Genomic DNA, 10883 nt, shown 5'->3' on the forward strand with positions numbered 1-10883 from the left:
TGGCCGGAGACATGCCACGAAAGAGGAGGAACGAATGCTTCGACTGGACGAGACCGACCGATCCGCCGGCGCTTCCGCGTAACAGGCGCCTGATCCCAAGATCCATACCGCTCTTCGCTACAGCAACCTCGTCGCCCAGTCCGAAGCACGAAAGATCTCCATGATCGGTTTTCTGGCTCCTGCGTCCCACCGGCCCCTCCTGCCTGCGGATCGCATCGATCCGACGTACAGGCGCCTGCGCTGGCAGATCTTCGCAGGAATCTTCATCGGCTATGCAGGCTACTACCTGCTGCGCAAGAACTTCTCCCTGGCCATGCCGTACCTCGTCGAGCAGGGCTACAGCCGCGGCGAACTCGGGACGGCCCTGTCCGCGGTCGCCATCGCGTACGGCCTGTCCAAGTTTCTGATGGGTCTAGTCTCGGACCGTTCGAATTCACGGTACTTCCTGCCGATCGGCTTGGTGCTGTCGGCTTTGGTGATGCTCCTCTTCGGCTTCGCCCCCTGGGCGACTTCGAGCTTGACTACGATGTTCATCCTGTTGTTCCTGAACGGCTGGTTCCAGGGCATGGGCTGGCCGCCGAGCGGCCGAACCATGGTCCATTGATGGTCCCAGAAGGAACGCGGCGGCGTCGTGTCGGTCTGGAATGTGGCCCACAATGTCGGCGGCGGGCTGATCGGCCCCCTGTTCCTCGTCGGGTTGGCCTGGACGAATGACTGGCACTCGGCCTTCTATGTCCCGGCGGCCGTTGCGCTCGGGGTGGCGGTCTTCGCGTTCCTGGCCATGCGCGATACGCCGCAATCGTGCGGCCTCCCGTCCGTGGAAACCTGGAAGCAGGATTTCCCCGAGGGGTACGACGCCAACCATGAGCGCGAGTTCTCCACGCGGGAGATCTTCGTCGAGCACGTGCTCCAGAACCGCCTGCTTTGGTACATCGCGCTAGCCAACGTCTTCGTCTACCTGCTGCGCTACGGCGTGCTGGATTGGGCCCCTACCTACCTAAAGGAAGCCAAGCACTTCTCCGTCGACAAAACCTCCTGGGCCTACTTCCTGTATGAATGGGCCGGCATCCCCGGCACGCTGCTCTGTGGCTGGCTTTCTGACAAACTGTTTCGCGGCAACCGCGGTGCGACAGGCGTCGTCTTCATGGTCGGTGTCATGGTGGCGACCTTGGTCTACTGGCTTAATCCGGAAGGAAACCCAGGTGTCGACCTCGGGGCGCTGATCTGCATCGGCTTCCTGATCTACGGACCCGTCATGCTGATCGGCCTGCAGGCCCTGGAACTAGTCCCGAAAAAGGCAGCGGGAACTGCCGCCGGCTTCACTGGCCTGTTCGGCTACCTGGGCGGCTCAGTGGCGGCCAGTGCCCTGGTGGGCTACACGACGGATCGCTACGGCTGGAACGGCTGCTTCATCCTCCTGCTCGCGTCCTGCGTTCTAGCGATCGTGTTCCTCGGCTTAACCCTTCGACATCATAAAGTCGTCGCAGAAACGCCGTCCTCACAGTGATGTTCAACTAAATGAGTCGCAAATATTCAAATATTTCTGACATTCATTCAATAAAGTCCGAGAAATCAGAGCTCTCGATGATAAGCTTCGCAATGCGATGTTCAGCAGTGCTCATTATTTAATATGTCATCTATGAACTATACTAGTTTATCATGAATTTATATCGCTCAGCTTCAACGATAATCATACTGGCTGTCAGAACGGAAATAATTGCGAGTCGGATCTTTGTCGCAGCGCATAATTCGTTAAGCCTGACAGCATTCATTCCCCAATTTCGGCTCCAATTATTATGAATACTTGAAGAGAGAATTCATTATTAGTGCAGTAAGTTCATTGTCTCGCGCACTGCGACTATCGTCTCTACCATGCGGGTGAGGCGGCGGATCGAGCCGCCCGGCCAAGCTCGACGGGTTATCGCGATCTCCGCGCTGTCGAGCGCCGGCAGAAAACGCGGATCGATCCCACGGCGCGCGGCGATCCCGGCTAGGATCGACGGCAACAGAGCCTCGAGGTCAGCGGCGGTCGGGCCCGGCATCTCGATCACACGGAATCGGTCGAGCAACGGTCCCGGCAGAAGGCTGGTGCTGTTGGCCGTGGCGAGCCAGCTCACATGGCTGAGGTTCACTGCCGTCTGGAACGCAGGATCCGGATAGGCGGCGGCCGTTTCGGGCTCCAACAACGGCAGGAGGCTGTCCCAGAGCCGCCCGTAATCACGGCGTGTCGAAGCCTTCTCGAGTTCATCGACCAGAATAAGCGGATTGGCGATGCCAAAGCGCGCGATCGCCATGGCTGGATGCGCGGGCTCGGCGGTGGCCCAGCGCCGGTCCAGACCGCCAATCGCCGCCCCGCTGTCGTGGGTCGCGTCGACCCGCCAGAGCCCGACGCCGAGATGGTGAGCCACGCGCGCGACCAGCCGGCTCTTGCCGGCGCCGGGCGGCCCAACCAGCAGGGTTGGACGGAACAGGAGGTGAGAGCGGCCGACCAGATCGGTGAGCAAGCGATCGATGGTCTCGACCGCATAGGGAAACTCGAACTGCAAGACAGAGCGCAGCGCCTGCAGGTCCGGCACCGGCGCGAGCGGGACGAGGCGGCCGATGATGGCTTCGTAACCCTTGCTCAGGCTGCGACCGCGGTCGGTCCCCGTTTCCTGAACGCCCGCCACAACGAGGACCTGGCCCGCGGGGATCGCGGCAGTTTCGGACAAGGTGGGCACGACCTCGCGCGAGGCGCTCAGGGCCCGCGACGTCTCACGGTGTTCGGCCACGGATTTGGCCAAGGCCGCCTCGGCTTCGCGGCGACGCCGGCGCTCCCGCTCGCCCGCCTGGTCAGCCACCGGCTGGGTCAGGCGCTCCCCGAAAAAGGTCAGCGCACGCACCAGCAGGCTGCAGGTCAGCGTCTCGCTGGTCGCGCCGCGACTGAGAATGGCTGCGGCGGCGACCACGGACGCGGCGGCCGCACGCAAGGCCAGGAGCGCGCCCTCGAGCGCCCCGGTCCAGGCCTCGAACAGCACCGCTTCCGCGTCCTGCTCGTGGATGTCGCGGTCCGCCTCCGCGTCGCCGCGAGCCGCTCGTCCCAAACCGATCCTCGTCTGCGCCTCGGCCATCGCCGAGAGCTGGAGGGAAAGCTCCGGCAGGGTTTCAGCCTCGAGCCAGAGCGGCAAGGCGAGCCGCGCCGCCGCGGCCGCGTCGGCGCCACCGCACGAGGTTAAGGTAACAAGATCGGCGAGCGCCCGTGCTGCGGAAAGATCGGCCGCGGCAGCATGCCAGTCGAGAAGGGACACCAAGGCGTTCCGGGCCGCGATGAGGTCCGGATCGCACCAGGGATCGGCTCCGGCAGCTATGGCGGAGGCGCACCAGGTCGCGGCAAGGGCAGCCGCCTCGGGCACGAGGGATGTGATCTCGCTGCTCAGCGCCTCACGCGCGGCCGAGATCCGCAGGTCGCCATCCAGGCAGAAGCGCAGGCGGCGCGGGAGCGCGGCCAGGATGAGCCGCCGGGCGGCCGCGGCGTCGATGCGCGGCAGGGGGGCGGTCGAGGAGAATGCCATGGTGCGGTCCTCCTCAGCGGCCGGGTACGATGATCGACGAGGAGCCCTCATGCCCTCTGCGGCACCAGCGATGGGCGAGACGCAGGGCGTCGAGATCAGCGCGGCGCCGGGCGCGACGACCCAGGGCATGCACGAGGAGATCACGGCAGGTCGGATCCCCGAGGACGGCACAGAGCAACACCGGCGAGAGCGCCCGGTCGAGGCAGTTGGGATAGGCCAGGCCCGCCGCCAGGACCGGGATCGCGACACCGATCGCGGCGGTCGCATCGGCCTGGATTGCCGCCTCCCAGCCGGGGAGCGGCAGGGCGGGCGCCGCGCGGAGCTCGGCGCGCAGGCGCTTCTGCGCGGCAGGATCGAGGGCTTCGGGCAGACGGGTCCGCCACCAGGTCAGGGGCACGCCGGGCAGGGGGCACACGGACGACGCGGCCGGCGGGCGGGTGACAGGATCGGAGCTCATGCGGGCAGACCTCGAGAGGGCATCGGCGCCGACGCGGCGCAGCGATGCGAACGGGCAGGGTGGGAGGGAGGGAGGAAGGCGCAGCGCGGGGAGAGAGGAAGACGAGCGCGTCGGAGACGGCGGGCTGCAGCCGATCCTCGGCTGCAGCCCGTTCGCGATCAGGGCATCGGCTTCCAGCTCGCGGCGTGGACGTGGGAGCCGGTGACGAACTTTGCCGCCGAGGAGAGCGAGGACACGTTGATGTCGCGGGTCAGGCGCCAACGATCGGTGTCGGGGATCTCGACCACGATGTCGGAGGCAAACAGCCGCTCGCGATCGAGCTGGATGCCCTGGGGCATGGTCGCGTATCCGCTGCGGCGGATCTCAGAGCCGGCCCGGATCGTGACATTGCCGTCGATGGCCACGGCATGAGCCCAGACATCGCGGTGCACGAGGTAGAGCCGGCGCGGCTCGATGGGCCCGGCCAGGGTGGCGCCCTCGCGCAAGCCCGTCATTCGCTCGGTGAACGCGCTCGAACCAGCCGCCTCCTTGTCTCGCCCGCTCGTGGGGTCTCCACCGGCAGGGCCGGCGAGGCGTTCGAACTCGCGCCGTTCGGTGGCCTCCGGCCGGATCGGCTCGAACAGGCGGCAGCCCAGGGCCACCAGCCCGTGGCGGGCATCGTCGAGCAGGCGCTCGAGGCCGGTCCAGGTCGCGGCATCGAGGTCGGGGCGGCTCGGGCGCGCGCCGCGCAGGATGTGCGCTCGCCCGGTGCGCTCGATCCGCGCGTCGATGAGCCATTGCAGGCCCATGACATGCCCCTTGCCGAACAGCGGATCGCGGCTGGTCAGGACAAAGACACTGGAGACAAAGACCTTGGACGGATCGCGGCCGTGACACGCCAGGCGCTGGCCGAGGTTGATCGTCTCGCCATTGTACACGGCCCAACTCGTGCCCTCGAGTTCGACCGAGCCGGCAAGGATGTAGGCAGCGATGCGTAAGCTTCCGGCTCCGGCCACGAGGGCGTCGCGGCGGGGCCAGGGGGCGGCGAGCACGACGGCGGACGAACCGGGGTTGGTGACCATGCGGACACCGAGAGGATCGCCGTCGAGGTGTTCGACGCGGCAGGTGGTGTGCACGGCGGACGGGTTGGTGAGAAAGAAGGACAAGAGGGTCGTCTCCAGGAAAGTAGACGCGCGGACGCACCCGGTCGCAAGAACAGCGGCGCGTTGTGCGGTGGGGCCCGGGTGCGAAGGCGCGCCGGTCGGGCATTCCACGAGGCGTCGATGAAGAGGGGCGAGGGGGCTTTGCGGGCGCACCGCATCGGGCGATGCGGCGGCCACGCGATCACGCACGCACGCGACGATACGCTCCCGCGTCAGCGCGGGCCGCATCGAGGCGGGTGTGGGGCTCTCGGGCTTCAGGTCTGGAGGGGCGACCGGTCCGGATCGGCAGCAAGATCGAACTTCCGCTGCGGGGACGGTTTCGCGAACGGCGTAACGCCGCTAAAGGGGCTCGTAGCCATGGTGGTATCCTTATCCGATACGACGGTGGTCAGGCCGCTGCTCGGTGCGCTAACACCGGTGGCGGCCGCTCGCTAAAGCGGACGCCACGTGCAGAGTCTGACCGGGTTCAACCTGGTGCAATGCGGGGATCCTGGAAAGCCCTCTGCTGCGCTTTCTCACGCATGCCGATGCCTCTTTTCCAGGCATAGTTAATTTTGAAACAACGAAGAGTGAGGTGTAGGAAACGCATCGCTATAGCGGCATGCATCTGTGGGGCGAAGCTGCCGTGGGCGGTGCCGCTATCGAACCCCCAGGTCATTGAGTGAAAAGTGGATTGCTTAGACCCGTGAGACGACGATCGTGCGCACTATTTCGACGAGCGACCGGCCGAGACGGTCGAGCTTCTACGCCATGAGTACGTAGGTCGGACGTAGATAGGCGGGGCCGTCTCGAACGCCGAGCGCTTGGTTCCGGCATTGGCGGACTTCTTCTCCTCGCAAAGCTTTTCGCATCCGGCCTTGGTCAGCGCATCGCGCTGCATGTCGAGGTTCTGGTCGAGGGTGGGGACGCGAGCATATCCGACGAGCATGTCTGGACAGTCGCCGAACGGGGTCTAATCCGCAATAGAAATTCGGTCATATTTTCCCGATGGAAACGGGAAGATTTTCGGCTGCTCGAACTGGGTTCGTTGATGATGCTGAGAAAACGATCGGATCTCTGACATTTGACACCTATGCGTCCAGCGCATGTCGGAAGCTCACGAATATCAATTTATATGCTAAGATCTGTTTTGTAAGCTAATGTATCCGTGAGTATATGAAAGATAAAGACATCATATGACTATTTCAGGATATTATTTTTGCAGAATAATAGACTGATCCCTATTGCTAAGTTGTCAACGGATATAAGATCTTAGACTATCACATTTCTACATTATTGTGGGCACTCTGAGCCGTTTGGAAGAATTATTTCGTTGTAGCTATTCGTCTTATAGGCTTTTCCTGCTCGAACCGGCCAAGCAACTGCTGCTTTGAATGTAAAGTTATTATCTATACCACCCAAGAGGTTCATAATTCCACTTCCGAACACCGGAGCGTAGGGCATTTGAACTTCAGCCAGGATATACCGCATGCCAACTGCGCGGAAACCGGGTGGAACAGATAGGTCTCCAGCAAGTCCAACATTCCGAACTGTCGCGTTATTCGATGCGAAGCTGGAGCAAACGCGGGGATTGCTACCTATACTCTTTAGATCTAAACCTAGTGCGCTGACCGTTATTTTTGCAGAGCTACTCGCGAATGGCCGCAAGACGAGTTGCGAGCTTGCTATAATATCGTTCATGGCCGCAGCCGTAACCGGCGAAGTCGTAGCCGCCTGCGAGGTCAGGTCCGCAAGCGTTCGCGCAAGCAATGCTACTTTACGGCGATTATCAAGTGCCCGACTAAATTCAAGCGAGCCAACGAGTATTGCAAGAATAATTGGTAGGATCAGGGCGAACTCTATCGCAGACACAGCTCTTGTATCGACACGAAATCGCGACGCTAAAGCCAAGATGTATTGATACAAGAGCATTTAAGATGTTCTTATGAGCATGACGATCCGGACGATGTGTCGTAAGGCTCTGTCTGCATGACGACCGTCGACATGATGAGTCGAGATCCATCACCAAAACTCACAAATCCTATGTTCAGAAATCTAAACGCCACGGGATATTTCAAAGCTGCCGTGATGACCACGATATCACCAGGTTTTGCGCGGGTATACTTAGTTCCGAAGTCCTTGGACCAAGTGCCGGTTTGCTCGTCGAACGCCGTAGCGGATTTACTAGCGGCGAATGAGGTGCTCGTCGAAACGTCGATTTTTAGGTCCGAACACCCAAACACTCTCCCGCTGTTTGGCGCAGCCGCTCCACAGATGCTGTCTTTCAAACTTTGTATAAGTGCGTCAGACGATCTTTGGCTCTTATTCGCTGCCTGAAAGTTGCCTGTATAGATGGTGCGGGCAGATTTCTGAAGAGACTCATCGAGGTTCTGACTAGCCCAATTGATAAGGCAGAGCTGGAAAATTGCTCCAATCACCAGTATGAAAGGAATTGAGACTAACGCAAACTCGACCGCTGACGCGCCATCCGTATTACCGGCGAACCTTCTAAAGTATTGCCTGTTCTCCAAAGCCTTAGCCTATCTAATATTGTTGAAGAACTTAATACAAAGAAATCTAACCTAAAACTGCGATGTGCCTTCCGCTAGAATGTTGTCCGGTTATTTAAGCTGCTACTCAGTTATCCGAATTTTTTTATCGACAACTTTGACCTGCTTCGGGCAGGTAACGATCACGCGTATGTCATCGTAGTCCTGGTCGCCACCGGGACGGTCCTCCCACCCATAGTACATGTACTTCCCTTCCTCACAGCTTCCTTTCGCTACAGATGGCGTTCTTCCTGTGCGACGATCCGGAATGACTCCGCCGGATGACTTAGGATTGCAATCTTTGAGACTATCACAAACAATGGTTTCCAACATCGGGTATCTTACGACATCAACCGATGCATTCGTACCCATGTTGCTGCCCTTCATATTCATTGTTTGTACGCGTGTTCCGGTATCGATGACGATATCCGTGAAATAATTATAGGTGTCGGATCCAGTGTTGTTCCACCTTGAGGGTGTCGTACGGGCATCACGAACGTTACGAAGCATGTAACTCACGGCTTCGTTCTGGCCACACACTGGAACTTTGCTCATATCGTAGTTGGTTGGTGGAGATGCGTTGTCGGCAATTGGTGCGAGTCCCCTCCGACCCGCATCGGCATCCTTTTGCCTCTTTGGATCAGATGAATAGCAGTACATGTACACACGGTTGTAATCTCCTGCCTCGGGCGAGAGCTGTGTCAACGTAGGCGCAGATGTTTCGTATACCGGAGCCACGCGGTTGACGGTTGTTGCTGTGCTGACAACAATTTCTTTCGGCATCCCGGGTAGGAGGTGTATCAACGACGTCTTCATGGTCATGGAAACAGTAACGCGGTAGTTAGATCCGTCAATCCAGTTACCGGTGACCTTGAAACCACCCGTCGCAGTTTGGTCTCCTAAGCTCGCAATCAGTTGAGAGTTAGCAAGATTAAATGCCTCGGTTGCAGCTGTAACTGTATCGGCGTTTGCGACTAGTAATGCCGTAGCGTCTGCAACAGACGCTTCAACGGCCCGGATACGGACAGCATTGCCGTAGTCAATAGCAGCGCCTCCAACACCGAATAGAACCGGCAGGAATAGCGCAAAAAGAACGATGATGTTGCCGTTTTCGGAGCGTCCGAAGCAAGCTATTCGTGGCATGGTTCGATTGTTTCTACGAGAAACATCCCCTTCAAAGATGGTATGACGTTTCGCATGCCCCCCGTTTACATATTCTAAATCACCCGTGTGTCTCTGATTGTTGCATGATAAGATGCTAAGCTGCGTGCCGCGGAACCTCGCCGCCTTTGACTGAATAGTACCGTCTGTACATCTGGCTTATGGGTCGCTCCTTACTCGCTCAGATAATGCGGTTGCCGTCCTTCGTTCGTCGGGAGGACGGCGTCGCGATCGTCGAATTCGCCCTGATCGTACCGGTGCTGCTGCTCATCTATTTTGGAACGGTGGAGATCACGAGCGTGATGCGCAACGTGCGCAAGGTCGACACCCTGTCCCGCACCATCGGCGACACGCTCTCCCAGCGCACGATGCCGACGGCGGACGAGGTGAACGACGTGTTCCAGGTGGCGCCCATCGTGCTCGCGCCCTTCGACGGCACCGGGGTGCAGATGACCGTGAGCGCGGTGGGGGTGGTCGGTGACGGCGAGACTGGTCCGCTGCAGATCTGCTCCAGCGTGGCCGCGGCGGGGTCGTCGGTTCGTGCCCCCGGTTCGCCGGCTCCGGTGGCCGCCACCGACAGCCTGCAGCCGAAGGGGACGCGCCTGCTGCTCGTGGAGATCAGCGCGCCCTACAAGCCGGTGACCGGCTCGTCCCTGTTCAGGGATGGCGGCCCGGGCTTCGTCATCACCCGCAAGACCCTGTGGCCGGTCCGCTACGGCCGGCGCTACGCGAGCATGAGCCCCGAAGTTGTCCTTGGGAAAGGCGCCTCCTGTCCACCACGGTGAACGGGCGGACTGGCCTTGTCTCCTCCGGAAATCTGTCTAACGGCCGAGCTAGCTCTGTCGCGCGAAGCTACGCGTCGGTGGCTCGGGCCTACTGCGTGAGCTGCGTGTCGGCCGAGCTCGGTCCGACGCCGGCCGGCACGGGCACATCGGTGCTGCCGTAGCGGGCGTTCAGCATCAGGTTCGGGCCGTCATAGAGGTTGATCAGGCGAGCCACGATGACCGTGTAGGCTGACTGGTCTGCAATCGTTCGCTTCGAGTCAATGATCAAGCGCCCTACGGGTAGGTATATCGTTCCCAGGAGATTGCGTGCATTGTCACTAATAATTCTGTATTCACGTAATGTCGGCATTTTCTGCCCCGGTAGTAGGACGTTGAAAACGGCTTTGAGCAGAGGAACGGGTGCTTTTCCACTGGGTGGCGAAGGCAGCGATAAAGCGCTTGCAACGTTGCGATCTTCGAAAAATAAGAGACCGCTCATCGCTCCTTCCTTGGGAGCCGTGAGGCTGATCACGCTATCTTGATCAAAGAGAAGGCCTGGACTGTTGCCTGCGAAATAGAACCCAACGTTCGTACCGGTCATCGAGGCCATCTTGTCAACGACAAGAGGGCCGTCCTTCATGATATAGACACCGGATCGCAGCGTTACTTGCGCCTTCTTCGTAAGGTGCAAACCGCCGCAGTATGTTCCTGGATCCAATGTCACTGATCCACTCACGACGTTTGCTCCATACTTCGGGTTGTCGGGATCGCCCTCACTTTTCTTAGGATTGGTGTAGTTGCTGAGATCAACACAAGATCCGACCGGGGGTCCAACGCGATCCGCTAAGGGATCGCGCAAGGCCGGACAGTTTGTGGCCGGAGGTGGCGTGAAGTTTGCCCTCGACCCGGAGTAGCCTCCCGCTGAACAGATGGTCAGTGCCGTGGCCACTGCAGCGTTCTCGGCTTGAATGCCAGAAGTGCTGTTCGAATTCGAGTAGATCGAACAATCACCGGCAGTGATGCGAGCGGCGCTTTCGAGATGAAAGGCGCCGGGCGATGACGGGTCCAGGGCGAGGAGACACAGACGCGTTGTGCCCGAAAGCTTGGCGGTAGAGGCAACGTTTACCTCTACAGTGGGCATATTGAGGATCTTGCCGAAACTTAATGGGATCTGCTCAGAGACGGTCACACGAACGGATGTATGGTTTGCCAGAACCTGCACCTTATACCAAGCCTCACTGATCAGAACGCATGGGCCCATCGGCGCAGTCCGATGGACA

9 protein-coding genes and 1 pseudogene are annotated in these 10883 nt (G+C 60.1%); 2 read left to right on the top strand and 8 right to left on the bottom strand.

Going from position 1 to position 10883, the window contains the following annotated elements:
- Positions 1-160: 160 nt before the first annotated feature.
- Positions 161-1507 (top strand): annotated as a pseudogene (gene glpT, locus CRT23_RS20135) (glycerol-3-phosphate transporter).
- 316 nt (positions 1508-1823) lie between these two features.
- Here glpT and CRT23_RS29245 read toward each other — a convergent pair.
- The 7 genes from CRT23_RS29245 to CRT23_RS20170 form a co-directional block, all read right to left on the bottom strand.
- Positions 1824-3551, bottom strand: coding sequence for an AAA family ATPase (locus tag CRT23_RS29245; protein WP_245436421.1), 1728 nt, complete (start codon positions 3549-3551; stop codon positions 1824-1826).
- A gap of 13 nt (positions 3552-3564) precedes the next feature.
- Entirely contained in the window at positions 3565-4008 is a 444-nt protein-coding gene (locus CRT23_RS20145) for a hypothetical protein (RefSeq protein WP_103711455.1), read from the bottom strand.
- Positions 4009-4166: 158 nt separating this feature from the next.
- The gene (locus tag CRT23_RS20150; protein WP_103711457.1) at positions 4167-5153 is read right to left on the bottom strand and encodes a hypothetical protein; all 987 of its coding nucleotides are present in this window, start codon (positions 5151-5153) and stop codon (positions 4167-4169) included.
- Positions 5154-5856: 703 nt separating this feature from the next.
- Positions 5857-6078, bottom strand: coding sequence for a recombinase family protein (locus CRT23_RS29775; RefSeq protein WP_348628877.1), 222 nt, complete (start codon positions 6076-6078; stop codon positions 5857-5859).
- Between the two features lie 344 nt (positions 6079-6422).
- Positions 6423-7061, bottom strand: a complete 639-nt coding sequence (locus tag CRT23_RS20160) for a TadE/TadG family type IV pilus assembly protein (RefSeq protein WP_103711459.1) — start codon at positions 7059-7061, stop codon at positions 6423-6425.
- A gap of 11 nt (positions 7062-7072) precedes the next feature.
- Positions 7073-7660 (bottom strand): TadE/TadG family type IV pilus assembly protein, encoded by a 588-nt coding sequence (locus tag CRT23_RS20165; RefSeq protein WP_103711461.1) that lies wholly within the window; start codon positions 7658-7660, stop codon positions 7073-7075.
- A 102-nt stretch (positions 7661-7762) separates the two neighbouring features.
- A complete protein-coding gene (locus CRT23_RS20170; protein ID WP_103711463.1) occupies positions 7763-8821 on the bottom strand; it encodes a TadE/TadG family type IV pilus assembly protein in 1059 nt (352 codons plus the stop codon).
- Positions 8822-9033: 212 nt separating this feature from the next.
- Here CRT23_RS20170 and CRT23_RS20175 point away from each other — a divergent pair, with 212 nt between their 5' ends.
- Positions 9034-9624 carry a TadE/TadG family type IV pilus assembly protein gene (locus CRT23_RS20175; RefSeq protein WP_181017400.1) on the top strand — a complete coding sequence of 197 codons (591 nt, stop codon included), beginning with the start codon at positions 9034-9036 and terminating at the stop codon, positions 9622-9624.
- Between the two features lie 88 nt (positions 9625-9712).
- Here the strand turns inward: CRT23_RS20175 and CRT23_RS27900 are convergent.
- Positions 9713-10883: hypothetical protein (locus CRT23_RS27900; RefSeq protein WP_210202094.1), on the bottom strand; the 1171-nt coding region annotated here is incomplete at its 5' end.

It is taken from the genome of Methylobacterium sp. V23, from assembly GCF_002917135.1.
GTDB lineage: Bacteria > Pseudomonadota > Alphaproteobacteria > Rhizobiales > Beijerinckiaceae > Methylobacterium.

Coding starts and splice junctions, on each gene's coding strand:
- CRT23_RS29245 (WP_245436421.1), bottom strand. CDS start 3,551: ATGGCATTCTCCTCGACCGCCCCCCTGCCGCGCATCGACGCCGCGGCC.
- CRT23_RS20145 (WP_103711455.1), bottom strand. CDS start 4,008: ATGAGCTCCGATCCTGTCACCCGCCCGCCGGCCGCGTCGTCCGTGTGC.
- CRT23_RS29775 (WP_348628877.1), bottom strand. CDS start 6,078: ATGCTCGTCGGATATGCTCGCGTCCCCACCCTCGACCAGAACCTCGAC.
- CRT23_RS20160 (WP_103711459.1), bottom strand. CDS start 7,061: ATGCTCTTGTATCAATACATCTTGGCTTTAGCGTCGCGATTTCGTGTC.
- CRT23_RS20170 (WP_103711463.1), bottom strand. CDS start 8,821: ATGCCACGAATAGCTTGCTTCGGACGCTCCGAAAACGGCAACATCATC.